Source organism: Methyloparacoccus murrellii (genome assembly GCF_054657115.1).
This window is the reverse complement of sequence record NZ_BAAHXD010000008.1, coordinates 37,327-61,963: the sequence shown is the minus strand read 5'-3', so window position 1 is coordinate 61,963 and position 24,637 is coordinate 37,327. Positions and strand designations below refer to the sequence as shown.

Sequence of the window (24,637 nt, the reverse complement as noted above, 5' to 3'; positions counted from 1 at the left end):
TGAGCGGCTGATGGATGCCTTTCTGGATCTGCTGGATCGGGCTCGCCGCTGGCTGCGCTATGACGCCGAGACCGAATTCTATTACAAGCATTTCCCCTCACTCGTGGAAAACGCCGAGCTGATCTTGCGCCCGATGGTGCGCAGCGACATCACGCTGCTCGCTGCGATCGAGGCCTCCGCCTACGAGTTTCCCTGGGAACTCGAAACCTTTCGCAGCTGCTTCAAGATCGGCTATCACTGCTGGGTGGGGGAGCGGGCGCGCGAAGTGGTCTGCTACGGGATATCCACCATCGGTGCTGGCGAATCGCACGTCCTCAATGTCTGCGTGGCACCGGCCTGGCAGGGGCAGGGTTATGGGCGGATCGTCCTGCAGAAGCTGATCGACGAGGCCGCCCGCCTCAGGGCCGACAGCATGTTCCTGGAAGTTCGCCCCTCCAATCCCAACGCCATCAGGCTCTACCGCAGCCTGGGCTTCAACGAGATCGGCACCCGCAAGGACTATTATCCCGCCAGACATGGCCGGGAGGATGCGCTGGTCATGGCGCGCGTGCTGGGCTAGCGCGGACGGGTGGCCGCTTGGCGAGACCGGTGGTTTCCGCATGAGGCAAACCTTACCTTTTCCCTCCTCAGGTCTTTACGCCATCACCCGGGATGATGCGCGATCCCGTACGGACGATCTCGCCGCGGGCGTTCGGGGCGCCATTCGCGGTGGAGTGGCTGTCGTGCAGTATCGTGCCAAGGGATCCAACCGGGATACCGTCGCCGATGCCAGTGCCCTGCTCTCGACCTGTCATGCCGCCGGTGTTCCCCTGATCGTCAACGACGATATCGAGCTGGCCCTGGCCGTGGGTGCCGCTGGCGTGCATCTCGGCCGCGACGACATGTCGCTGGCGGAGGCACGCCAGCGGTTGGGAGCGGCCGCGATCATCGGCGTATCCTGCTACGACGACGCTGACAGGGCTGCGGCAGCGGAGGCCGGTGGTGCGGATTATGTGGCCTTCGGACGTTTCTTCCCCTCTGCCAGCAAGCCTCTGGCGCCCTGCGCCCGTCTGGAGACCTTGCGCGAGGCCCGGCGCAGACTGGGGCTCCCCATCGTCGCCATTGGTGGCATCACACCCGAAAATGGGCGTGTCCTGCTGCAGGCGGGAGCCGACCTCCTGGCCGTGATCGAAGGGGTTTTCGGTGACCCGCGCGGTCCGGAATGCGCGGCCCGGGCATTCCGGGAGCTGTGGGCGGCAGGCGAGCCGGGCCGTTAATCCCAGCTCAGTGCGCCGCCGGTCTGATACTCGGTGACGCGGGTTTCGAAGAAATTCTTCTCCTTCTTCAGGTCAAGGATTTCGCTCATCCAGGGAAAGGGGTTCTGGGTGCTGGCGTACTGTTCCGGCAGGCCGATCTGGCTGCAGCGCCGGTTGGCGATGAACTTCAGGTACTCCTCGAACATGTTGGCATTCAGCCCCAGGATGCCGCGCGGCATGGTGTCGTGGGCGTACTGGATTTCGATGTCGACCGCCTCGGTGATCAGCCGGATGATTTCCTGCTGGAAACCGTCGCTCCAGAGATCGGGATTCTCGATCTTGATCTGGTTGATGACATCAATGCCGAAGTTCATGTGCATGGACTCGTCGCGCAGGATGTACTGGAACTGCTCCGCGGTGCCGGTCATCTTGTTGCGGCGGCCCATGGACAGGATCTGGGCGAAGCCGACGTAGAAGAAAATCCCCTCGAAGATCACGTAGAAGGCGATCAGGTCGCGCAGCAGTCGCTGGTCGTCTTCGGGCGTGCCGGTACGGAAGGTGGGATCGCCCAGCGACTGGGTGAAGGGCAGGGCCCACTCGGCCTTGCGCGCCACGGCCGGCAGTTCCCGGTACATGTTGAAGACCTCGCCCTCGTCCATGCCCAGCGACTCGACGACGTACTGGTAGGCGTGGGTATGCAGGGCCTCCTCGAAAGCCTGACGCAGCAGATACTGACGGCATTCCGGGTTGGTGATATGGCGGTAGACCGCGAGCACCAGGTTGTTCGCGACCAGCGAGTCAGCCGTGGAGAAGAAGCCCAGGTTGCGCTTGATGATGATACGCTCATCCGAGGTCAATCCATCGGGGCTTTTCCACAGGGCAATGTCGGCATTCATGTTGATTTCCTGCGGCATCCAGTGGTTGGCGCAGGCGTCCAGATATTTCTGCCAGGCCCAGCGGTACTTGAACGGCACCAACTGGTTCAGGTCGGCGCGACAGTTGATGATCTTCTTGTCATCAACCTGGATGCGGCGGGCACCCATTTCGATGTGTTCGAGACCGGTGGCGCCGGCGCCGGTTTGTTGCGGGACAGGGTGGATGGCGACCTCGGAGCCAAGCGCAATGTCAGGATCGGGTGCGCCGATGGGGGTTGTCTGCGCGCGCGGCGGCTCCAGAGGCAATTCCGATGCGTCATGCAAGGGAAATGGCATCTTGGGGGTCGTGGGGGCAGTCAGTCCGCTCAGCGGTTCATCCCAGTTCAACATGGTCCGCACTCCTGATGGCTATCGATTCGAGGGGATTGTGAGGTTGCACGGCCCGTGCGACAAGGGCAGGAGCTTGTCGTCAGGCCCTATATATTGTGCTTATAAATTCAATTAAGCACAATATCTTGACAGCCCGGCGGGATTGCGCCCACCCCCGCATGGACCGTGGACGAACTGCCAAGGGCTTGAATTGACGGAGGAAACTTTTCGCGAAAACGGATGCCACCCAGTCGACCGGGGCCCGCGAGGGAACCGCCCTACGGGCTGAAGCAAGTGACTGAAACAAGAAAGGCAGCCGGTCGCATGACGACCGGCTGCCTTGGGGCAGCGGGGACGGATCGGTGCCGACGCCGCCTAGCGCGGCAGCTCGCTGCTCCCCATCAGATACTCGTCCACTGCGCGGGCGCACTGGCGACCCTCGCGGATCGCCCAGACCACCAGGGATTGGCCCCGGCGCATGTCGCCGGCCGTGAAGACCTTGTCGACCGAGGTGCGATAGTCCAGCGTGTTGGCCTTGACGTTCTGCCGCTCGTCCAGCTCGACGCCCAGCTGCTCCAGCAGTCCCTCGCGCATGGGATGCACGAAGCCCATGGCCAGCAGCACCAGATCAGCCTTCAGGCTGAACTCGCTGCCGGCGACCCGGTTCATGACCCAGCGGCCGTTTTCCTGCTGCCAGTCGACCTTGACGCAGTTGATCTGGGTGACATGCCCGTCCCGTCCCTCGATCGAGACGGTGTCCACGCTCCAGAAGCGCTCGCAGCCTTCTTCGTGCGAGCTGGAGGTGCGCAGCTTGTTGGGCCAGTTCGGCCAGGTCAGCGTCTTGTTCTCCTTCTCCGGCGGCTTCGGCATGATCTCGAGCTGGGTGATGGAGAGGGCGCCATGCCGTCGCGAGGTACCGATGCAGTCGGAACCGGTGTCGCCACCACCGATGACGATGACATGCTTGCCGTTGGCCGAGAGACTGATGTCCTCGGGGATGCTGTCGCCGGCATTGCGCTTGTTCTGCTGCGGCAGGAAATCCATGGCGAAGTGGACGCCATCCAGCTCGCGGCCGGCCACCTTGAGGTCGCGCGGCTGCTCGGAACCACCGGCCAGAATCACGGCATCGAAATCCTCCAGCAGCTGCCTGGCCGGGATGTTCTTGCCGATATGCCAGTTCGGGCGGAACACCACGCCTTCCGCCTGCATCTGGGCGATGCGCCGGTCGATGTGGTGCTTTTCCATCTTGAAGTCGGGAATGCCGTAGCGCAGCAGCCCGCCGATGCGGTCATTCTTTTCGAAGACCACGACCTCGTGGCCGGCCCGGGCCAGCTGCTGGGCGGCAGCCAGGCCGGCCGGCCCGGAGCCAACGATGGCGACCTTCCTGCCGGTTTTGTGCTTGGCGATCTGCGGCTGAATCCAGCCCATTTCCCAGGCCTTGTCGACGATGGCGCATTCGATCGACTTGATGGTGACCGGTTCGTCGGTGAGGTTCAGGGTGCAGGCCGCCTCGCAGGGAGCCGGGCAGATGCGTCCGGTGAATTCGGGGAAATTGTTGGTACTGTGCAGGACCTCGATGGCTTCGTGCCAGTTGCCCTGATAGACCAGATCGTTCCAGTCCGGGATGATGTTGTTGATGGGGCAACCGTTGTGGCAGTAGGGAATGCCGCAATCCATGCAGCGTGCGCCCTGCTTGCCCAGCTCCTCGTCGGACAGGGGAATGACGAACTCGCGATAGTGCTGAACCCGGTCAGCGACCAGTGTATAGCGCCGATCCTGGCGCGAGATTTCCATGAAACCGGTGGGCTTACCCATGCTTAGTTAACCTCTGTAGGACGCCGGAGCGGCATCGCAGTGTGATCGTCAGTGCTCGGGAGGCGACCGGCAGGATCCAGCCGCCTCGCCGCGATTAGTGGCTGGCGGAAACCTGTGCCTGGGCCCGCTGCATCTTTTCCAGCGCCAGTCGGTAATCGACCGGCATCACCTTGACGAAGCGCGGCGCATACTCGGACCAGTTCTCCAGGATGCGCCGCGCTTTCTCGCTGCCGGTGTAGCGGCGGTGCTTCTCGATCAGGGTCCGCAGGCGCTGTTCGTCATGGCGCGTCATGTCGTGCATGACGTCGACCAGCCCGTGGCTTTCCAGGTCGTTGCCCTGGTGATCGAAACGCTCCAGTGCGCGGGCTTCGGACGGTACCGGCTGCAACTCGACCATGGCCATGTTGCAGCGGCGGCTGAAATCGCCATTCTCGTCGAGCACATAGGCGACGCCCCCGGACATGCCGGCCGCAAAGTTCCGGCCGGTATTGCCCAGTACCACCACGCAGCCACCGGTCATGTACTCGCAGCCGTGGTCGCCCACCCCTTCCACCACCGCGATGGCGCCGGAGTTGCGCACGGCGAAGCGTTCGCCGGCCACGCCGCTGAAATAGCATTCGCCCTCGATGGCGCCGTACAGCACGGTGTTACCGACGATGATGTTGTCCTCGGGCACGATGGGCGATTCCTTGGGCGGGTAGATGGCGATGCGTCCGCCCGACAGGCCCTTGCCGACGTAGTCGTTGCCTTCGCCGACCAGCTCCAGGGTCACGCCGGTCGCCAGGAAGGCACCAAAGCTCTGCCCCGCCGTGCCCTTGAGCTTGACGTGGATGGTGTCCTCCGGCAGCCCCGCATGGCCATGGCGCTTGGCGACCTCGCCGGATAGCATGGCGCCCACGGTGCGGTTGTAGTTGCGGATGTCCACCTCGATCTGCACCGGCGTGCGCGTTTCCAGCGCCGGTTTTGCCTGTGCGATCAGCTGGTGATCCAGCGCCTTGTCCAATTTATGGTCCTGCCGCTCGGTGTTGAAGGTCGCGACGCCGGGGCCGGGCACGGGCTTGTAGAGCAGTCGCGACAGGTCGATCTTGGAGGCCTTCCAGTGGGCGACTGCCTTGCGCATGTCGAGCCGGTCGGTCTGGCCGATCATCTCGTCGAACCTGCGGTAGCCCAGCCGGGCCATCAGCTGGCGCACTTCCTCGGCGATGAAGAAGAAGAAGTTCACCACATGCTCGGGCTGGCCGGTGAAGCGCTTGCGCAGTTCCGGATCCTGGGTGGCGACGCCGACCGGGCAGGTGTTCAGGTGGCACTTGCGCATCATGATGCAGCCCTCGACGATCAGTGGCGCGGTGGCGAAGCCCATCTCGTCCGCACCGAGCAGGGCGGCGATGACCACGTCGCGGCCGGTGCGCATGCCGCCATCGGCCTGCACGCAGATACGGCCACGCAGCTTGTTCAGCACCAGGGTCTGGTGGGTCTCGGCCAGGCCGATCTCCCAAGGGAGACCCGCGTGCTTGATGGAAGTGATCGGGCTGGCACCGGTGCCGCCGTCATAGCCGGCGATGGTGACGTGATCCGCATGGGCCTTGGCGACGCCCGCCGCAACCGTGCCGACACCCACCTCGGATACCAGCTTGACGCTGATGCGGGCCTCCGGATTCACGTTCTTGAGGTCATGGATGAGCTGGCCCAGGTCCTCGATCGAGTAGATGTCGTGGTGCGGGGGCGGCGAGATCAGGCCCACGCCCGGGGTCGAATGCCGCACCTTGGCGATGGTCGCATCGACTTTGTGGCCGGGCAGCTGACCACCCTCGCCGGGCTTGGCGCCCTGGCTGATCTTGATCTGGATGTCGTCGGCATTGACCAGGTATTCCGCCGTCACGCCGAAGCGGCCCGAGGCAACCTGCTTGATGGCCGAACGCATGGAGTCGCCGTTGGGCAGCGGCGTGAATCGTTCCGCCAGCTCGCCACCCTCGCCGGTATTGGACTTGCCACCGATCCGGTTCATGGCAATGGCCAGCGTGGTGTGTGCTTCGTAGGAAATGGAACCGAACGACATGGCACCGGTGGCGAAACGCTTGACGATGTCCTTGGCCGGCTCGACATCCTCCAGCGGCACGGCGGGCCGGTCGAAGTTGAAGTCCAGCAGGCCGCGCAGGGTCAATAGCCGCTCGTTCTGCTCGTTGATCGAGCGCGTGTAATCCAGGTAGGTTTCCCAGTTGTTGGTACGGGTCGCGTGCTGGAGCTTGGAGATGGTCTCCGGCGTCCAGACATGATCCTCGCCGCGCACGCGATAGGCGTATTCGCCGCCGACATCCAGCGCGTTGCGGTAGAGAGGCGCGTCGCTGAAGGCCAGCCGGTGACGCTTGACCGTTTCCTCGGCGATCTCGGGGAGACCCGCGCCGCCGGTGGTGGCGCTGGTGCCGGAAAAATGGCGGGCCAGAAATTCGTCGCTGAGGCCCACGGCGTTGAACACCTGGGCGCCGCAGTAGGACTGGTAGGTGGAGATGCCCATCTTCGACATGATCTTCAGCAGCGCCTTGCCGATGGCCTTGATGTAGCGCTTGTGGGCTTCGTCCTCGCCGATCTTCTCCGGCAGTTCCTGGCGCAGGGCGGACAGCGTGTCGAAGGCCAGGTAGGGATTGATCGCTTCGGCGCCATAGCCGGCCAGCAACGCGAAGTGATGGACCTCGCGCGCCTCGCCGGTCTCCACCACCAGACCCACCTCGGTCCTCAGGCCGGCGCGGATCAGGTGATAGTGCACGGCCGAGGTTGCCAGCAGGGCAGGGATGGCGATGTGCTCGGCATCCATCTCGCGATCGGAGATGACGAGGATGTTGTTGCCGTCTTGCACCGCCTGTTCGGCCCGTGCGCACAGCGTTTCGATGGCTTTTTCCATGCCGCCGGCGCCGGCGTCCGCGGGGTAGCAGAAGCTCAGGGTGGTGGTCTTGAAGACCCCGTTGGTGCGTGCCTCGATGCGGCGGATCTTCTCCAGATCCTTATTGCTCAGTATCGGCTGATGGGCCTCCAGCCGCTTATGAGCGCCGCCGTTCTCCAGGTCGAGCAGATTCGGGCGCGGGCCGATATGGGTCACCAGCGACATCACCAGTTCCTCGCGGATCGGATCGATGGCCGGATTGGTGACCTGGGCGAAGCCCTGCTTGAAGTAGTCGTAGAGCATGCGCGGACGGCTGGACAGCACCGCCAGGGCGGCGTCCGTGCCCATGGAGCCCACCGGTTCCTGCCCGCTCAGGGCCATCGGTGTCAGGAAGAACTTGATGTCCTCCTGGGTGTAGCCGAAGGCCTGCTGGCGATCGAGCAGCGTCTGCGCGTCCGGCGGCATGGCGGAAATTTCCGGCGGCAGGTTCTCGAGCTGCAGCTGGGTCTCGTTCAGCCATTGCTGGTAGGGCGCCTTTTCCGCCAGTTCGGCCTTGATCTCGGCGTCGTCGATGATGCGGCCCTGCTCCATGTCGATGAGGAACATCTTGCCGGGTTGCAGCCGCCATTTCTTGACGATCTTTTCCTCCGGGATCGTCAGTACGCCCATTTCCGAGGCCATGACCACGATGTCGTCATCGGTGATCAGATAGCGCGCCGGGCGCAGGCCGTTGCGGTCCAGCGTGGCACCTATCTGGCGGCCGTCGGTGAAGGCCACCGCGGCCGGGCCGTCCCAGGGTTCCATCAGGGCGGAGTGGTACTCGTAGAAGGCGCGGTGCTTCTCGTCCATCAGCGGATTGCCGGCCCAGGCTTCCGGGATCAGCAGCATCATCGCGTGGACCAGCGAGTAGCCGCCCATCACCAGCAGTTCCAGTGCATTGTCGAAGCTGGCGGAGTCGGACTTGCCTTCGCCGATCAGCGGCCAGATCTTGTCGAGATCCTGGCCCAGGATCTTCGACGACATGGAATGCCGGCGCGCCGCCATCCAGTTGATATTGCCGCGCAGGGTGTTGATCTCGCCGTTATGGGCGATCATCCGGAACGGGTGCGCCAGATCCCAGGTCGGGAAGGTGTTGGTCGAGAAGCGCTGATGCACCAGTGCCAGTGCCGAGACCATGCGCTCGTCGCCGAGATCGCTGTAGTAGACGCCGACCTGATCCGCCAGCAGCATGCCCTTGTAGACGAGCGTGCGCGACGAGAACGAGGGGATGTAGAACATCTTGCCCTCGTTCATCTGCAGTTCGCGGATGCGGTTGTCGATCTGCTTGCGGATGACGAACAGCTTGCGCTCGAAGCCGTCCTGGTCCGGGCAGTTGTCGCCGCGGCCGACGAAGACCTGGCGGATGCAGGGCTCGATAACCTTCACGGATTCGCCGAGACCGGCATTTTCCACCGGCACGTCGCGCCAGCCGAGCAGTTTCTGCCCCTCGTCGCGGATCAGGTCGACGATGATCTTTTCGCAGGTTGCGCGATGTTCGGGGCTGCGCGGCAGGAAGATCATGCCGACGCCGTAATCGCCGGCGGGGGGCAGGTCGATGCCGGCGGCCCGGGTTTCCGCCCGCAGGAAGGCATCGGGAATCTGGATCAGGATGCCGGCGCCGTCACCGGCCAGGGGGTCTGCACCCACGGCACCCCGATGGGTGATGTTCTTGAGTATCTCCAGTCCCTTGCTGATGATGTCATGGCTTTTGTGGCCCTTGATGTGGGCGATGAAGCCCACGCCACATGCGTCATGTTCGTTGCGGGGGTCGTACAGACCCTGCTGGTCAGGGATGGCGTTGAAACTCATGGATTACCTCAAATCAGGAATCTTCCGGCCGGCCCTGCATCCCCCGGTCAGGGGATCTGCCCGGAAACGATGCAGGGCGCGAGAAAACGGTGCGCTTGCCAGGCTGGCGGTACGGCTGGCCGCATGCGGGGGCAGTCCGCCGCGACTGACCAAACCGCGCGCAAATGGCCGAGAAATATAAATAATCGAGCCGTGTTTATCAACAATGCCCGCCGGCCGCCGTCGCCTTCCGAACCGTTAAGCATTCATCATGCCTGAAATTCCGCGAGCATCGCCGGGACAGGGCTGTCGTGGTGCCGGGCGTGGGCGGCCCGTGAATGCCGGGCGGCTCCGGCCGGCATCGTGCGGTATACTCTGACACTTTTGCGGGTCCGCCCTGCCGGTGTCTGCCCGGCCCCGAGTTTTCACCCGAAGTCTCAATGAGCTCATTCGCCAAAGAAATCATCTCCGTCAACCTGGAAGACGAGATGAGGCAGTCCTACCTCGATTACGCCATGAGTGTGATCGTGGGGCGGGCGCTGCCCGACGTCAGGGACGGCCTCAAGCCGGTGCACCGGCGTGTGCTGTACGCCATGCACGAACTGGGCAACGACTGGAACAAGCCCTACAAGAAATCGGCCCGCGTGGTGGGCGATGTCATCGGTAAGTACCATCCGCACGGCGACTCGGCGGTGTACGACACCATTGTCCGCATGGCCCAGCCGTTCTCGCTGCGCTACATGCTGATCGACGGCCAGGGCAATTTCGGTTCGGTGGACGGCGATCCGCCCGCCGCCATGCGCTACACCGAGGTGCGCATGGCGCGCATCGCCCATGAACTGCTCGCCGATCTCGACAAGGAAACGGCCGATTTCACCCCCAACTACGACGAGTCCGAGAAGGAGCCGTCGGTGCTGCCGACCCGGGTGCCCAACCTGCTGGTCAATGGTTCGGCCGGCATCGCGGTCGGCATGGCGACCAACATCCCGCCCCACAACCTTGTCGAGGTGGTGGACGCCTGCCTCAAGCTGATCGAGAACCCCGAGGCCGGCATCCAGGAACTGATGGCCATCATTCCCGGCCCCGACTTTCCCACCGCCGGGATCATCAATGGCGCCAGCGGCATTCGCGAGGCCTACCTGACCGGCCGCGGCCGCATCCATATCCGCGCCCAGTGCGAGTTCGAGGAAGATGGCGGCCGCACCAGCATCATCGTCAGCGAGCTGCCCTATCAGGTGAACAAGGCGCGCCTGATGGAGAAGATCGCCGAATTGGCCAAGGAGGGCAGGCTGGAGGGGATCTCCGGGCTGCGCGACGAGTCCGACAAGGATGGCATGCGCATGGTGATCGAGCTGAAGCGGGGCGAGGCGCCGGATGTGGTGCTGAACAACCTCTATCAGCAGACGGCCATGCAGAGCGTCTTCGGCATCAACATGGTGGCGCTGATCGACGGCCGGCCGCGTTGTCTGAATCTCAGGGAAATCATCGCCGCCTTCATCGACCACCGGCGCGAGGTGGTGACCCGACGGACGCTGTTCGACCTGCGCAAGGCGCGCGAACGCGCCCATATCCTTGAAGGCCTGGCGGTCGCCCTGGCCAACATCGACGAGGTCATCGAGCTGATCAGGACCTCGCCCAGCCCTGCCATCGCCAAGGAGCGCCTGCTGGAACGCCACTGGCGTCCCGGCGTCGTGTCCGACCTGCTGGCGCGCGCCGGCGAGGCCGACCGCTCGCGTCCGGAGGCCCTGGCGCCCGGCCATGGACTGAGCGAGGCCGGCTACCGGCTGTCGCCCGAGCAGGCCCAGGCCATCCTGGACCTGCGCCTGCACCGCCTCACCGGGCTGGAGCAGGACAAGATCATCGACGAGTACAAGGGCATCCTGGTGCGCATCGACGAACTGCTGGGCATTCTCGGCAGCGACACGCGGCTGATGGAGGTCATCCGCGACGAGCTGATCGCCATCCGCGACCAGTTCGGCGACCAGCGCCGGACCCGCATCATCCAGGATCACCTGGACCTGTCCCGCGCCGACCTGATTCCCGAGGAGGACATGGTCGTTACCGTCTCGCACGAGGGCTATGTCAAGTCGCAGCCTCTCTCCGCCTACCGTGCCCAGCGCCGTGGTGGCCGTGGCAAGATGGCGACGACGATGAAGGAGGAGGACTACATCGAGAAGCTGATCGTCGCCAACAGCCACGACACCATTCTCTGCTTCTCCAGCGTTGGCAAGGTCTACTGGCTGAAGGTCTACGAACTGCCGGTGGCCAGCCGCACGGCGCGGGGCCGTCCCTTCGTCAATCTCCTGCCCCTGGAGGAAGGGGAGCGGATCAACGCCATCCTGCCCATCCGCGAATTCGACGATGGCCATTTCGTCTTCATGGCCACTGCCTCCGGCATCGTCAAGAAGGTGGCGCTGAGCGAATTCGAGCGCCCGCGCTCCATCGGCAAGATCGCCATCGACCTGCGCCAGGACGACCGGCTGGTCGATGTGGCGGTCACCGACGGCAGCCAGGATGTCATGCTGTTCAGCAACGCCGGCAAGGCAGTCTGCTTCGGCGAGGACGACGTGCGCCCCATGGGCCGCGGAGCCACCGGCGTCCGGGGCATGACCCTGATGGACGGGCAGGAAGTCATCGCCCTCATCATCGGCACCGAGGGCTCGGTGCTGAACATCACCGAAAATGGCTATGGCAAGCGCACCGTCATCAGCGATTTTCCCCGTCATCGTCGCGGTGGCCAGGGAGTGATCGCCATCCAGACCAGCGAGCGTAACGGTGCCGTCGTCTCGGCGGCGCTGGTGCAGGATGGCGACGAAATCATGCTGATCACCGATGCCGGCACCCTGGTCCGCACTCGCGTGGAGGAAATCCGCGAGCTCGGCCGCAACACCCAGGGGGTCACCGTGATCAAACTCAGTCCCGGCGAGAAGGTGGTCGGCGTCGACCGCATTCCCTACCTCGAAGGCGAGGAGGCCGGCGATGACGATACCGCTTCCGACGAATCACCAGAGGCAAACACATGACGCGCGTCTACAACTTCAGCGCCGGACCTTCGGCGCTGCCCACCGCCGTGCTCGAACGGGCACGGGACGAACTGCTCGACTGGCACGGTACCGGCATGTCGATCATGGAAATGAGCCATCGCAGCAAGGACTACGTGGCGATCGCCGAACGGGCCGAGAGCGATCTTCGGGAACTGCTGTCGATTCCGGCCGGCTACAAGGTGCTGTTCCTGCAGGGCGGCGCGAGTGCCCAGTTTGCGGCGATTCCCATGAACCTGCTGCGCGACAAGACGACGGTCGCCTACGTGAATACCGGCATCTGGTCGAAAAAGGCGATCGCCGAAGCGAAGAAGTACGCCAGGGTGCAGATTGCGGCCAGCGGCGAGCCGAATAACTTCTGTGCCATTCCGCCGCGGGCGGCATGGACGGTGGATGCCGATGCCGCCTACCTGCACTACACCTCCAACGAGACCATAGGCGGCGTCGAATTCCAGGACATTCCGGACGCCGGTGGCCTGCCGCTGGTTTCGGACATGTCCTCGAATATCCTCTCGCGACCGCTGGATGTCGGCCGCTTCGGCCTCGTCTATGCCGGTGCGCAGAAGAACATGGGGCCCGCCGGCATCGCCGTGGTGATCTTGCGCGAGGATCTGATCGGCGAGCCGATGGCGGCCACGCCGTCGATTCTCGATTACCGCCAGCAGGCCGACAATGGCTCCATGCTCAACACGCCCCCGACCTACCCCTGGTACCTGCTGGGCCTGGTGCTGGAGTGGCTGAAAGAGCAGGGTGGGTTGGCGGCGATCGAGGCCGTCAACGTCCGCAAATCCGCCAAGCTGTACGCCGCCATCGACCGGTCGCCCTTCTATTCGAACCCGGTGGATCCGGCCTGCCGCTCGCGCATGAACGTGCCGTTCCGCATCGCCAACACCGAGCTTGAAAAGACCTTCCTGGCCGAAGCCAGGGCGGCCGGCCTGGTCAACCTCGAGGGCCACCGCTCGGTCGGTGGTTTCCGCGCCAGTATCTACAATGCGATGCCGGAGGCAGGGGTGGACAGCCTGATCGGCTTCATGGGCGAATTCGAACGCAAATACGGCTAACCGTCATGTTCAAGGTACTCACCTACAACAATATCGCCACGACTGGCCTGGAACGCTTCCCGCGGGAGCGCTATGAGGTCGCCTCGGAGATCCAGCACCCCGATGCTATCCTGCTGCGGTCCTACGATCTGCATGGGGTGGAGATTCCCGCCACGCTCAAGGCCGTCGGCCGTGCCGGTGCCGGGGTCAACAACATCCCGGTGGCCGAATATACCCGCCGCGGTATTCCGGTCTTCAATGCGCCGGGCGCCAATGCCAATGCGGTCAAGGAACTGGTGATCGCCGGCATGCTGCTGGCGGCGCGGCGGATCTGCTCCGCCTGGCACTATGCCCGCACGCTGGAGGGCGATGACAAGGTTCTCCATACCCAGGTCGAGAAGGGCAAGAAGCAGTTTGCCGGCTTCGAACTGGCGGGCAAGACCCTGGCGGTACTGGGACTGGGCGCGATCGGCGTCAAGGTTGCCAACGCCGCCATGGATCTCGGCATGGAGGTCGTCGGCTACGATCCGCAGCTGACGGTGGAAAGCGCCTGGCAGCTGTCCTCGCTGGCCAAGCGGGCCGGCAGCATCGACGAGCTGATCGCCCGTGCCGACCTCGTGACCCTGCACGTGCCGCTCAACGAGCATACCCGCCATGTCATCAACGCGGCACGCCTGGACCACATGCAGCGGGGCGCAGTCCTGCTCAACTTCTCGCGCGAGAAGGTCGTGGACGAGGCGGCCGTACTGTCCGCCCTGGATGCCGGCCAGCTGGGCGCCTATGTCTGCGACTTCCCCACCCGGCGGCTGCTGGACCACCCGGGCGTGGTCGCCCTGCCGCATCTGGGCGCCTCGACCGCCGAGGCCGAGGACAATTGCGCCGTGATGGTGGCCGACCAGATCCGCGACTTCCTCGAGAACGGCAATATCCGCAATGCCGTCAACCTGCCCGAGGTGGTGATGCCGCGCACCGCGGGTGCCCGGCTTTGCGTCATCAACGAGAATGTCCCCAACATGGTCGGCCAGATCACCGGCGCCCTGGCCGATGCCAACCTCAACATCCTGGACCTGATGAACAAGTCCCGCGACGATGTGGCCTATACCCTGGTGGACCTGAACTCGGCCGTACCCGAGACGACTCTGGACCGTATCCGCGCCATTGCCGGCGTACTGTCCGCCCGCCTCATCTGAGCCCGCCCGTGACTGCAGACGCCATGCCGCCCAGCGACCAGACGCAGCTGGCAGCCATTCGCCAGGCAATCGACGCCATCGACGATCAGCTGCTGGTCCTGCTGAACCAGCGCGCGGAGTGCGCCAAGACCGTGGCGGAGATCAAGATCGCGGCCGGCGAGGTCGACTGTTTCCACCGTCCCGAGCGCGAGGTTGAGGTGTTGCGGCGGATGATGGCGAGAAATCCCGGCCCGCTGAGCCAGGAAACGGTGGCGCGCTTCTTCCGCGAGCTGATGTCCGAATGCCTGGCGCTGGAAAAGCCGCTGGCAGTGGCCTTTCTCGGCCCGGAAGGAACCTTCACCCAGCAGGCGGCCTACCGGCATTTCGGTCACGCGATCTGCGCCACGCCGTTTCCCGCCATCGACGAGATCTTCCGTGCCGTCGAGAGTGGCGCCTGCCAGTACGGCGTGGTGCCGGTCGAAAATTCCACCGAAGGTGTCATTACCCACACGCTGGACAGTTTCCTGCACTCGCCGCTGGTCATCGCCGGCGAGGTCAGTCTGCGCATCCACCACAATCTGATGACCCGCTGCGAGCGGGCCGAGGACATCGAGGAAATCTTTTCGCACCAGCAGTCCCTGGCCCAGTGTCGCGAGTGGCTGGACCGCTTCATGCCCGGCGTCAGGCGCACCGCGGTCAGCAGCAATGCCGAGGCGGCCCTGCGCGCCACCCAGGCACCCGGAAGCGCCGCCATAGCCGGCGAAGTGGCGGCCGAGCTTTACGGGCTTCGCATGCTGGAGCGCAATATCGAGGACGAACCCGACAATACCACCCGCTTCCTGGTGATCGGCCGCCATCCGGTGGGCCCGACCGGTGGCGACAAGACCTCGCTGCTGCTCGCCATCCATAACGATCCCGGCGCCCTGTATGGCGTCCTCGAACCGTTTGCCCGGCATGGCATCAGCATGAGCAAGATCGAGTCGCGCCCCTCCCGGCGGGCGGCCTGGGATTACGTATTCTTCGTCGATGTCGAGGGGCACCGCGAGGATCCGGCCGTGGCGGCGGCACTGCAGGAGCTGGAGCGGCATGTCACCCTGCTCAAGGTCCTCGGCTCCTATCCCCGCGCATTCACCTGACCGATCCCAGTCATCTCCCAGCCATCATGCAACCCATCGACCTCGCGGTTCCCGGCATCCGGGGGCTGACACCTTATGTGCCCGGCAAGCCGATCGCCGAACTCGAACGGGAACTCGGCATCCGCAACATCGTCAAGCTGGCCTCGAACGAGAATCCCCTCGGCCCCAGCCCCAGGGCCCGGGAGGCCGCCGCACGGGTGCTGGGCGAATTGCACCTGTACCCCGACGGCAGCGGTTTCGCGCTCAAGCAGGCGCTGGCCGGCAGGCTGGGCGTCGCACCCGGGCAGATCACGCTCGGCAACGGTTCCAACGATGTGCTGGATCTGGTCGCACGCGTCTTTCTCGGCCCCGGCGTATCCGCCGTGCTTTCGCAGCATGCCTTCGCCGTCTATCCCATCGTGACGCAGGCGGTGGGCGCGACCGCCCTGGTTGCGCCGGCGCACGACGGTTCCCGCGGGCCGCGCTATGGTCACGATGCGCAGGCGCTGGGACAGGCGGTGCGGGCCGATACCCGCGTCCTCTTCATCGCCAACCCGAACAACCCGACCGGGACCTATCTGGACCGCGACCAGCTGAGCGTCCTGTTGCGCGGGTTGCCGGAGCAGGTCATCGCGGTGGTCGACGAGGCCTATTTCGAATACGTCGGCCGGGCCGATTACCCGGATGCCATGCAACTGCTGGCGGAATTCCCCAACCTGATCGTCACCCGGACCTTTTCCAAGGCCTACGGGCTTGCCGGCCTGCGCGCGGGTTACGCCGTCTCGAGCGCGGCCGTGGCCGAACTGCTCAACCGGGTGCGCCAGCCCTTCAACCTCAATGCGGCCGCGCTGGAGGCGGCTTGTGCCGCGCTCGACGACGAGGAACACCTGAGCCATAGCATCGCCCTGAACGACGCGGGGCTGGCTTTTCTGGGCGCCGCCCTGGCGGCTCGCGGACTGACGGCGATTCCCTCGGTGGGCAATTTCATCAGCTTCGATTGCGGGCGCCCGGCCGCGCCGGTGTACGCGGCACTGTTGCGGGCAGGGGTCATCGTCCGGCCCGTCGCCAATTACGAACTGCCCAGTCATCTGCGTGTCACGGTCGGTACGCCGGCGGAGAACCAGGCCTTTCTGGACGCACTCGATCGCGTTCTGGCGGCATGATCCGGCGACTGTGCCTGATCGGCGTCGGCCTGATCGGCGGCTCGCTGGCGCTGGCCTTGCGCCGGCAGCCGGGAGTGGCATCGATCGTCGGCGTGGACCGGGATGAAGCCAACCTGGCGGCGGCCCTGCGGCTCGGCATCATCGATGAGGCGCGGACGGAGGTGGCGGCGGCCGCGGTCGACGCCGACCTGGTGGTGCTGGCCACGCCGGTGGGAGCGATGCCAGCGGTACTGGCGGCACTCGGACCCGTCTGGCGTGCCGGGACCCTTTATACCGATGTCGGCAGCACCAAACTCGACGTGATCGCCGCGCTGCAGGCGCAGCTGGGCAGCGTGCCGGCCAATTTCGTGCCCGGCCATCCCATCGCCGGAGCCGAGTGTTCCGGCGCGGCCGCGGCCCGGGCCGACCTGTTCGATCGCCGGCGCGTCATCCTGACGCCGCTGCCGGAAACGTCGCCGGACGCGCTTGAGCGCGTCGAGCGCCTGTGGGTCGCCGTCGGCGCACGGGTGTCGCGCATGGCGCCCCGGCATCACGACGAGGTTCTGGCGGCGACCAGTCATCTTCCGCATGTGCTCGCCTTCGTGCTGACGGAGATGCTGGGGCGGCGGGACGAGCAGCAGGAAATCTTCCAGTACGCCGCCGGCGGCTTCCGCGACTTCACCCGCATTGCCTCCAGCGACCCGCGCATGTGGCTGGACATCTGCCTGGCCAACCGGGAGCAGATCGTGCCCCTGGTCGAGCAGTACCGGGAGGCCTTGGCCCTGGCCGCCGGGCACATCCAGGCGGGCCGGGCCGAGGCGCTACTGCAACTCTTTGCCGACGCGCGCAGTGCGCGTCAACGTTTTCTGGATCAGTTGGAAAAATAACATGCAGCACCATCAAGTCACCTTCCATGTCCAGCCCGGCGGCACGCTGCAGGGCGAGGCCCGCGTGCCCGGCGACAAGTCGATCTCCCATCGCTCCATCATGCTGGGGTCCCTGGCGGAGGGTGTCACGCGGGTGAGCGGTTTCCTGCAGGCCGAGGATTGCCTCTCGACCATGAAGGCCTTCCAGGCCATGGGGGTCCGCATCGAAGGGCCCGCGGACGGGTGCGTGACCATCCATGGCGTCGGCCTGCATGGACTGCAAGCACCGGCCCAGGAACTGTATCTCGGCAATTCCGGCACCTCGATGCGTCTCCTGTCCGGCTTGCTGGCGGGGCAGCCGTTCGATTCGGTGCTGACCGGTGATCCTTCCCTGTCCAAGCGGCCGATGAAACGGGTGACCGATCCCCTGCGGCAGATGGGGGCGCACATCGATACCACCGAGAAGGGCACCTCGCCGCTCAGGATTCACGGCGGTACTCCGCTGAAGGGCATCCATTACGACATGCCGGTGGCCAGCGCCCAGGTGAAGTCCTGCCTGCTGCTCGCCGGTCTCTATGCCGAGGGACGGACCTCGGTGCGCGAGCCGGCACCGACCCGCGACCATACCGAACGCATGCTGCGCGGCTTCGGCTATGCGGTGCAGCGCGAGGGCGAGGTGGTGTCGCTGGCTTCGGGCGGCCGTCTCACTGCCTGCGATGTCGATGTCCCCAGCGACATTTCCTCCGCCGCCTTCTTCATGGTCGGTGCCGCCATCGCCCCCGGGGCGGATGTCACGCTGCAGCATGTGGGCATCAACCCGACCCGTACCGGCGTGATCGACATCCTCAGGCTGATGGGGGCCGACATCGAGATTCTGAATGCGCGCGAGGCCGGCGGCGAGCCGGTCGCCGACATCCGGATTCGCGCCAGCCACCTCAGGGGCATCGAAATCCCCGAGGCGCTGGTGCCGCTGGCCATCGACGAATTCCCGGTGCTGTTCGTCGCCGCTGCCTGCGCCGAAGGCGAGACCCGGCTGACCGGGGCCGAGGAATTGCGGGTCAAGGAGAGCGACCGCATCCAGGTGATGGCCGATGGTCTGCGCGTGCTGGGGGTGGATGCCACCCCGACGCCGGACGGCATGCTGCTGCGGGGTGGCCCGATGGCCGGCGGCGAAGTCGAGTCGCATGGCGACCACCGTATCGCCATGGCGTTTTCGATCGCCGGCTTGCGGGCGCAGGGGCCGATCACCATCCGTGATTGCGCGAACGTCAACACCTCCTTCCCGACCTTTGTCGAGATCGCCCGGCGCCTGGGGCTGTCGATCGAATCCGACGGCAGACCATCGGCATGAGCGCGGGCATTCCCGTCCTGACCATCGACGGACCCAGCGGGTCCGGCAAGGGTACGGTCAGCCGGGCCGTGGCGCGCGCGCTGGGCTGGCATTTTCTCGACAGCGGGGCGATCTACCGGTCGCTGGCCGTGGCGACCACCCGGGCCGGTATCGCGCCGGAGGATGTCCCGGCGGTGACCCGCCTTGCCGAACACATGCGGCTGGCGTTCACGGCCGACGAACCACCGCGGGTGCTGCTCGACGGCATTGACATCGCCGACCAGATTGCCACGGAGACCTGCGGCAACATCGCTTCCCGGGTTGCCGCGCTGGGGCCGGTGCGGCGCGCCCTGCTGGCCAAGCAGCAAGCCTTCCGTCACGCGCCAGGACTGGTGGCGGATGGCCGGGACATGGGTACCGTGGTGTTCACGGATGCCCCGTTCAAGGTTTTCCTGACCGCCAGCGCCGAAGTCAGGGCGGTCCGGCGCTATAAGCAGTTGAAGGGTAAAGGTCTCGATGTTAATCTTGCCGACTTGACTGCGGACATCGAAGCGCGTGACCGACGGGATCGGGAACGGGCCGAGGCCCCCCTGGTGGCGGCCGACGACGCCTTGCTGATCGATTCCAGCGACCTCAGCGCCGACCAGGTCATCGAGCGGGTGCTGGCGCTGGTCAGGGCACCCGTCTGAGGGTTCCGCGGTCATGGGGCGCCGGCTCGGCTGAGCCGGCGGAATCTTCCAATCTACCGAAAATCAGGCCCCCCCCGGGCACCTGATGCAACGTGAAAAGTTTATGAGCGAGAGCTTTGCTGAATTGTTTGAACAGAGTCTGGCCCAGGCAGAAATGCGACCAGGCAGCATCATCCGCGGAATGGTCGTCGATATCGGCCCGGATGTGGTCGTCGTCAACGCCGGCCTGAAGTCGGAGGGCGTCATCCCGAAATGGCAGTTCCTCGACGCCGATGGCCAGCTCGAGGTTCAGGTGGGCGATACCGTCGAATGCACCCTTGAACTGCTGGAAGACGGCCTGGGCGCCACCCTCCTGTCCCGCGACAAGGCAAAGCGTCTCAAGGCGTGGGGCGACCTCGAAAAGGCGCACGAGGAGAACGAGACCGTGGTCGGTCGCCTGACCGGCAAGGTCCGTGGTGGCTTTACCGTGGCCATCGGTGCCCTGCGTGCATTCCTGCCCGGCTCGCTGGTGGATGTGCGCCCGGTGCGCGACACCACCTACCTCGAGGGCCGCGACCTGGAGTTCAAGGTCATCAAGATCGACCAGAAGCGCAACAACGTGGTGCTGTCGCGCCGCGCGGTGGTCGAGTCCGAGTACAGCGCCGAGAAGGAAGCGCTGCTCGAGAACCTGAAGGAAGGCGCGATCATCAGCGGTGTGGTCAAGAATCTCACCGATTACGGTGCCTTCATCGATCTCGGTGGCGTCGACGGTCTGCTGCACATCACCGACATGGCCTGGAAGCGCGTGCGTCATCCCTCCGAAGCGGTGGAAATCGGCCAGGAACTTCAGGTCAAGGTGCTCAAGTACGACCAGGAGAAGAACCGCGTCTCCCTGGGGCTCAAGCAGCTGGGCGAGGATCCCTGGCTCAACATCGCCCGTCGCTACCCGGCCGGCACCCGGCTGTTCGGCAAGGTCAGCAACCTCACCGACTATGGCTGCTTCGTCGAGCTGGAAGAGGGCGTCGAGGGTCTGGTGCACGTCTCCGAGATGGACTGGACCAACAAGAACGTCAATCCGTCCAAGCTGGTGCAGCTGGGTGACGAGGTCGAGGTCATGGTGCTCGATATCGACGAGGACCGTCGCCGCATCTCGCTGGGCATGAAGCAGTGCCGCGCCAATCCGTGGGACGAATTTGCCGCCAACCACAACAAGGGCGACAAGATCACCGGCACCATCAAGTCGATCACCGACTTCGGCATCTTCATCGGCCTGGAAGGCAACATTGACGGTCTGGTGCATCTGTCCGACATTTCCTGGAACATTCCGGGTGAGGAAGCGATCCGCAACTACAAGAAGGGCGACGAGGTCGAGACCGTCATCCTGGCGATCGATCCGGAGCGCGAGCGCATCTCCCTGGGTGTCAAGCAGCTGGAGCAGGATCCGTTCCAGAACTACCTGGCCACCCACGAGAAGGGCGACATGGTCAAGGGCATTGTCAAGGAAGTCGACGCCAAGGGTGCCGTCATCACCCTGGCCGAGAGCGTCGAGGGCTATCTGCGCGCCTCGGAGATCTCCCGTGATCGCGTCGAGGATGCCCGCACCCAGCTGAACGTCGGCGACGAGATCGAAGCCAAGTTCATGGGCGTGGACAAGAAGAACAAGGCCATCACCCTGTCCATCAAGGCCAAGGATCAGGATGACGAGGCGGCCGCCATCAGGGGCTATTCGGATCAGGCCTCTTCGGCCATGCCGACCCTGGGCGACATCTTCAAGGAGCAGATGGAAAACAAGTAAGTTGCGACCGGCGGGAGGGGTCTTCGGGCTCCTCCCGACAGAAAGGGATTTATCGTGACGAAATCCGACCTCATCCATTCATTGGGCGAACGTTATCCGCACATTCTCCCCAAGGATATCGAACTGGCCGTCAAGGGTATCGTCGAGCACATGGCCGAGGCCCTTGCCGTGGGCAATCGCATCGAGATACGCGGTTTCGGCAGCTTCTCCATCCGATTCCGTCCGCCGCGACTGGGCCGCAATCCCAAGACGGGGACCCGGGTCCAGCTGGACTCACGCTACGTACCGCACTTCAAGCCTGGCAAGGGACTGAGGGACAGGGTCAATGAGGGTTTCCAGTAATCCCTTGGCTGAACCCGGCCTGCCTGCGGGCCGCAACAGCGATTGCAGGGCCATGCCGCTGAATCCGTGGATCCAGGGCATGGCTTTTTTCTGTCCGCGGCGTCTGTCCGCCGCCTCCTCCGGATTCGGCTGAAGCTCCCGTGTCGGTGCAGGAACTCACGGCCCTGCTCCTGCCGGTGGCGGCAGCCTCGGGTTGGTATGCCGCCCGTCGGCACTACCTCCACCAGTATCGGACCAATTTCTCCCATCCCCTGACCCAGGCCTACCGTCGTGGCCTGAACTACCTGCTGGACGAGAAGACCGACAAGGCCATCGCAGCGCTCGCCGAGATCCTGGAGCAGGATGCCGAGCGGATGGAAACCCACATCACGCTGGGCAACCTCTTTCGTCGCCGTGGCGAGGTCGAAAAGGCAATCGAGATTCATGCCAAGCTGCTGCAGGAACCTGGCCTGACGCCCATACAGCGGGCCCGCGCCAGCCATGAGCTGGGCATCGACTACATGCGTTCCGGGCTGCTTGACCGCGCCGAGTCCATCTTCACCGAGCTTGCCAGGAGCGGTTCCCATGGCAAGGTCGCGTTGCAGCGCCTGCTGCAGATCTACCAGCAGCAACGGGACTGGCTGCGGGCCATCGCCTGCGTCACCGACCTGCGCCGGCAGAGCAAGCCGCGGTTTGGCGAGACGGTCGCCCATTTTCTCTGCGAGCTGGCGGAAGAGGCGATGGCCGAACATCGGCTCAAGGACGCGCGGGACTATCTCTCCCGGGCGCTGGAGGACGATCCCGGCTCGGTGCGGGCCAGCATCGCCAAGGGCCGCCTGGAACTTGGCAACGGCGAACACCTGAAGGCGTTGCAGACGCTGAAGGACATCGAGCGCCAGGATCCGGCCTACCTCTCGGTCGTGCTGCCCCTGATCAGCCTGTGCGCCGATCGTCTTGGCCAGGGCCGGGAACTGCTGGATTACTACGGGCAGCTCTACGCCGACTACGGCATCGTGTCGGCTGCCGTGGCCCGGGCCGAGCGGCTGCAGCATGTCGAGGGCATCATGGCGGCGGTGGATTACCTGCTGCCCATTCTCGAGGCGCACCCCGAACCGCTTGCGGTGGCGCGGGCACTGGCCCTGCTGGCGGCGGACAGTCAGCATGGTTCGGGCAAGCTGCGTCGCCTGAGCGCCCTGCTGAACGATATCATGGCGGACACGCAACAGTTCCAGTGCGAGCAGTGCGGTTTCGACGCCTCCGAACTTTACTGGCGTTGCCCGTCCTGCCAATATTGGGGCTCGATACGCCCGGTCGGTCCCTTTGCCGCCCTGAGCGTGACGACCCTCGAACAGGACGTCAGCCGGGAAGGTTCCGGTTGAGGTTCGGCCGGGTCTGTTCACCCAACACCATCGCTGATCCGGAGAACCGCATGTCCAGGCTGTCGTCGACGCCGCTTCCGCCCTTCGACCAGTGTCGCCTGGCCTGGACGACCGATGTTTCCGCATCGGCGGGCCACGGTGGCGCGACGGCCGGAACCCGGGCCACCCGCTGACGATGCATCCCGCCCGGGAGGGGCCCCGCCAGGGGCCTTTTCTGTGCGTGAAACCCCATTCCCCGATAACCGCATGAGCACACTACAGAATATCCGGTGGCATGCCGGCCACGTCAGCCGTCAGGCGCGCGAGGCCCAGAATGGCCACAGAAGCTTCGTCCTCTGGTTCACCGGCCTGTCAGGAGCCGGCAAGTCCACGCTGGCCCATCGGGTCGAGGAACTGCTGTTCCGGGACGGCTGCAGAACCTATGTCCTCGATGGCGACAACGTCAGACACGGTCTCTGCCGTGATCTGGGCTTCAGCGCCGTCGACCGGCAGGAAAACATCCGCCGCATCGGCGAGATGAGCAAGCTGATGGCGGATGCCGGCCTGATCGTCATCACCGCCTTCATCTCGCCTTTTCGCCGGGATCGGGACGGTATCCGGTCGCTGCTGCCTGCCGGCGAGTTCATCGAGGTCCACTGCGATGCCCCGCTGGAGGTCTGCGAGCAGCGCGACGTCAAGGGGCTGTACCACAAGGCGCGGCAAGGCGCCATCCCGGAATTCACCGGCATCTCCTCTCCCTACGAGGCGCCGCTCGCCCCGGAGATCGTCGTGCATACCGGGCGCGATACCCTGGATGACTGCGCCTGGCAGGTCGTCCGCTACCTGGCCGCAAGGCAACTCATCACCCTGTCCAACAAGGAGCCACACGCATGAAAAAAACCGTCAGAAAGGCCGTCTTCCCCGTTGCGGGTCTGGGTACCCGATTCCTGCCGGCCACCAAGGCCAGCCCCAAGGAGATGCTGCCGATCGTCGACAAACCGTTGATCCAGTATGCGGTCGAGGAAGCGGTCGCCGCCGGCATCGATACCCTGGTTTTCGTGACCAGCCGGACCAAGCGGGCCATCGAGGACCATTTCGACAAGGCCTACGAGCTGGAAACGGAACTGGCGACCCGCGGCAAGACCGAGACGCTGAAGGCACTGCAGGACATCGTGCCGCCGGGCGTCACCTGTGTGTATATCCGCCAGGCCGAGGCGCTGGGCCTCGGGCATGCCGTCAACTGTGCGGCGGCCGTCATCGGCGACGAGCCCTTCGCCGTGATCCTGGCCGACGACATGATCGACGATGGCCCGCGCGGCTGCCTCAGGCAGATGGTCGAGGTGTTCGAGGAATGGCAGTGTTCCGTGCTCGGCACCGAGCGGGTCCACCCTTCGGAAACCCAGAGCTACGGCATCGTCAAGGCGGAGGACATCCGTCCCGGACTCGGCAAGCTGAACGGCATTGTCGAAAAGCCGAAGCCGGAGGACGCGCCATCCAGCCAGGCGGTGGTGGGGCGCTACATCCTGACGCCGGGCATCTTCGAGCGGCTGAACAAGGTCCAGCGCGGCGCCGGCGGCGAGATCCAGCTCACCGACGCGATCGCCATGCTGCTCAAGGACGAGCCGGTACTGTCCTATGAATTCGAGGGCAAGCGGTATGACTGCGGCTCGAAGCTTGGTTACCTGATGGCCACGGTCGAACAGGGCCTCAAGCACGAGGAACTGCGGGAGAGCTTCAAGGCCTACCTGTCCGGCCTGAAGCTGGGTTGACGGCAGCGCGCGGGGCGGGTTTCCCAG

18 protein-coding genes are annotated in these 24,637 nt (G+C 64.9%); 15 read left to right on the top strand and 3 right to left on the bottom strand.

Annotation, left to right across the window (positions count from 1 at the left end):
- Nucleotides 1-10 precede the first annotated feature (10 nt).
- Together rimI and thiE are read left to right on the top strand one after the other, a co-directional pair.
- Nucleotides 11-559, top strand: coding sequence for a ribosomal protein S18-alanine N-acetyltransferase (rimI, locus tag ACYQ1H_RS03795; protein WP_460026731.1), 549 nt, complete (start codon nucleotides 11-13; stop codon nucleotides 557-559).
- A 40-nt stretch (nucleotides 560-599) separates the two neighbouring features.
- Nucleotides 600-1,256, top strand: coding sequence for a thiamine phosphate synthase (gene thiE, locus ACYQ1H_RS03790; protein ID WP_460026730.1), 657 nt, complete (start codon nucleotides 600-602; stop codon nucleotides 1,254-1,256).
- Here thiE and ACYQ1H_RS03785 read toward each other — a convergent pair.
- The 3 genes from ACYQ1H_RS03785 to gltB all read right to left on the bottom strand — a co-directional run bounded on the left by ACYQ1H_RS03785 (nucleotide 1,253) and on the right by gltB (nucleotide 9,017).
- Nucleotides 1,253-2,500: a ribonucleotide-diphosphate reductase subunit beta gene (locus ACYQ1H_RS03785; protein WP_460026729.1), complete on the bottom strand. Its 1,248-nt coding sequence runs from the start codon at nucleotides 2,498-2,500 to the stop codon at nucleotides 1,253-1,255. The genes thiE and ACYQ1H_RS03785 overlap by 4 nt on opposite strands.
- Nucleotides 2,501-2,854: 354 nt before the next feature.
- Nucleotides 2,855-4,294 carry a glutamate synthase subunit beta gene (locus ACYQ1H_RS03780; RefSeq protein WP_460026728.1) on the bottom strand — a complete coding sequence of 480 codons (1,440 nt, stop codon included), beginning with the start codon at nucleotides 4,292-4,294 and terminating at the stop codon, nucleotides 2,855-2,857.
- Nucleotides 4,295-4,388: 94 nt separating this feature from the next.
- Nucleotides 4,389-9,017, bottom strand: coding sequence for a glutamate synthase large subunit (gltB, locus tag ACYQ1H_RS03775; RefSeq protein WP_460026727.1), 4,629 nt, complete (start codon nucleotides 9,015-9,017; stop codon nucleotides 4,389-4,391).
- Nucleotides 9,018-9,436: 419 nt separating this feature from the next.
- Here gltB and gyrA point away from each other — a divergent pair, with 419 nt between their 5' ends.
- The 13 genes from gyrA to galU all read left to right on the top strand — a co-directional run bounded on the left by gyrA (nucleotide 9,437) and on the right by galU (nucleotide 24,610).
- Nucleotides 9,437-12,019, top strand: a complete 2,583-nt coding sequence (gene gyrA, locus ACYQ1H_RS03770; protein WP_460026726.1) for a DNA gyrase subunit A — start codon at nucleotides 9,437-9,439, stop codon at nucleotides 12,017-12,019.
- Nucleotides 12,016-13,098 (top strand): 3-phosphoserine/phosphohydroxythreonine transaminase, encoded by a 1,083-nt coding sequence (gene serC / locus ACYQ1H_RS03765; protein WP_460026725.1) that lies wholly within the window; start codon nucleotides 12,016-12,018, stop codon nucleotides 13,096-13,098. Before gyrA ends, serC begins: the two co-directional genes overlap by 4 nt.
- A gap of 5 nt (nucleotides 13,099-13,103) precedes the next feature.
- A complete protein-coding gene (locus tag ACYQ1H_RS03760) occupies nucleotides 13,104-14,267 on the top strand; it encodes a phosphoglycerate dehydrogenase (protein ID WP_460026724.1) in 1,164 nt (387 codons plus the stop codon).
- 23 nt (nucleotides 14,268-14,290) lie between these two features.
- On the top strand, nucleotides 14,291-15,382 hold the full coding sequence (gene pheA, locus ACYQ1H_RS03755; protein ID WP_460026754.1) for a prephenate dehydratase: 1,092 nt from the start codon (nucleotides 14,291-14,293) through the stop codon (nucleotides 15,380-15,382).
- Nucleotides 15,383-15,408: 26 nt separating this feature from the next.
- Nucleotides 15,409-16,524, top strand: coding sequence for a histidinol-phosphate transaminase (gene hisC, locus ACYQ1H_RS03750; protein WP_460026723.1), 1,116 nt, complete (start codon nucleotides 15,409-15,411; stop codon nucleotides 16,522-16,524).
- Entirely contained in the window at nucleotides 16,521-17,390 is an 870-nt protein-coding gene (locus ACYQ1H_RS03745; protein WP_460026722.1) for a prephenate dehydrogenase, read from the top strand. The genes hisC and ACYQ1H_RS03745 overlap by 4 nt, the downstream gene beginning before the upstream one ends.
- A 1-nt stretch (nucleotide 17,391) precedes the next feature.
- Complete coding sequence (gene aroA / locus ACYQ1H_RS03740; RefSeq protein WP_460026721.1) at nucleotides 17,392-18,720, top strand: 3-phosphoshikimate 1-carboxyvinyltransferase; 1,329 nt, start codon at nucleotides 17,392-17,394, stop codon at nucleotides 18,718-18,720.
- The gene (cmk, locus tag ACYQ1H_RS03735; RefSeq protein ID WP_460026720.1) at nucleotides 18,717-19,388 is read left to right on the top strand and encodes a (d)CMP kinase; all 672 of its coding nucleotides are present in this window, start codon (nucleotides 18,717-18,719) and stop codon (nucleotides 19,386-19,388) included. The genes aroA and cmk overlap by 4 nt, the downstream gene beginning before the upstream one ends.
- 85 nt (nucleotides 19,389-19,473) lie before the next feature.
- Complete coding sequence (gene rpsA / locus ACYQ1H_RS03730) at nucleotides 19,474-21,162, top strand: 30S ribosomal protein S1 (protein WP_460026719.1); 1,689 nt, start codon at nucleotides 19,474-19,476, stop codon at nucleotides 21,160-21,162.
- A 54-nt stretch (nucleotides 21,163-21,216) separates the two neighbouring features.
- A complete protein-coding gene (ihfB, locus tag ACYQ1H_RS03725; protein ID WP_460026718.1) occupies nucleotides 21,217-21,504 on the top strand; it encodes an integration host factor subunit beta in 288 nt (95 codons plus the stop codon).
- 140 nt (nucleotides 21,505-21,644) lie between these two features.
- Nucleotides 21,645-22,862: a lipopolysaccharide assembly protein LapB gene (gene lapB, locus ACYQ1H_RS03720; protein WP_460026717.1), complete on the top strand. Its 1,218-nt coding sequence runs from the start codon at nucleotides 21,645-21,647 to the stop codon at nucleotides 22,860-22,862.
- 246 nt (nucleotides 22,863-23,108) lie between these two features.
- Nucleotides 23,109-23,735: an adenylyl-sulfate kinase gene (gene cysC / locus ACYQ1H_RS03715; RefSeq protein ID WP_460026716.1), complete on the top strand. Its 627-nt coding sequence runs from the start codon at nucleotides 23,109-23,111 to the stop codon at nucleotides 23,733-23,735.
- A complete protein-coding gene (galU, locus tag ACYQ1H_RS03710; protein ID WP_460026715.1) occupies nucleotides 23,732-24,610 on the top strand; it encodes a UTP--glucose-1-phosphate uridylyltransferase GalU in 879 nt (292 codons plus the stop codon). Before cysC ends, galU begins: the two co-directional genes overlap by 4 nt.
- The last annotated feature ends 27 nt before the right edge of the window (nucleotides 24,611-24,637 follow it).

Coding starts and splice junctions, on each gene's coding strand:
- rimI (WP_460026731.1), top strand. CDS start 11: ATGGATGCCTTTCTGGATCTGCTGGATCGGGCTCGCCGCTGGCTGCGC.
- thiE (WP_460026730.1), top strand. CDS start 600: ATGAGGCAAACCTTACCTTTTCCCTCCTCAGGTCTTTACGCCATCACC.
- ACYQ1H_RS03785 (WP_460026729.1), bottom strand. CDS start 2,500: ATGTTGAACTGGGATGAACCGCTGAGCGGACTGACTGCCCCCACGACC.
- ACYQ1H_RS03780 (WP_460026728.1), bottom strand. CDS start 4,294: ATGGGTAAGCCCACCGGTTTCATGGAAATCTCGCGCCAGGATCGGCGC.
- gltB (WP_460026727.1), bottom strand. CDS start 9,017: ATGAGTTTCAACGCCATCCCTGACCAGCAGGGTCTGTACGACCCCCGC.
- gyrA (WP_460026726.1), top strand. CDS start 9,437: ATGAGCTCATTCGCCAAAGAAATCATCTCCGTCAACCTGGAAGACGAG.
- serC (WP_460026725.1), top strand. CDS start 12,016: ATGACGCGCGTCTACAACTTCAGCGCCGGACCTTCGGCGCTGCCCACC.
- ACYQ1H_RS03760 (WP_460026724.1), top strand. CDS start 13,104: ATGTTCAAGGTACTCACCTACAACAATATCGCCACGACTGGCCTGGAA.
- pheA (WP_460026754.1), top strand. CDS start 14,291: ATGCCGCCCAGCGACCAGACGCAGCTGGCAGCCATTCGCCAGGCAATC.
- hisC (WP_460026723.1), top strand. CDS start 15,409: ATGCAACCCATCGACCTCGCGGTTCCCGGCATCCGGGGGCTGACACCT.
- ACYQ1H_RS03745 (WP_460026722.1), top strand. CDS start 16,521: ATGATCCGGCGACTGTGCCTGATCGGCGTCGGCCTGATCGGCGGCTCG.
- aroA (WP_460026721.1), top strand. CDS start 17,392: ATGCAGCACCATCAAGTCACCTTCCATGTCCAGCCCGGCGGCACGCTG.
- cmk (WP_460026720.1), top strand. CDS start 18,717: ATGAGCGCGGGCATTCCCGTCCTGACCATCGACGGACCCAGCGGGTCC.
- rpsA (WP_460026719.1), top strand. CDS start 19,474: ATGCAACGTGAAAAGTTTATGAGCGAGAGCTTTGCTGAATTGTTTGAA.
- cysC (WP_460026716.1), top strand. CDS start 23,109: ATGAGCACACTACAGAATATCCGGTGGCATGCCGGCCACGTCAGCCGT.
- galU (WP_460026715.1), top strand. CDS start 23,732: ATGAAAAAAACCGTCAGAAAGGCCGTCTTCCCCGTTGCGGGTCTGGGT.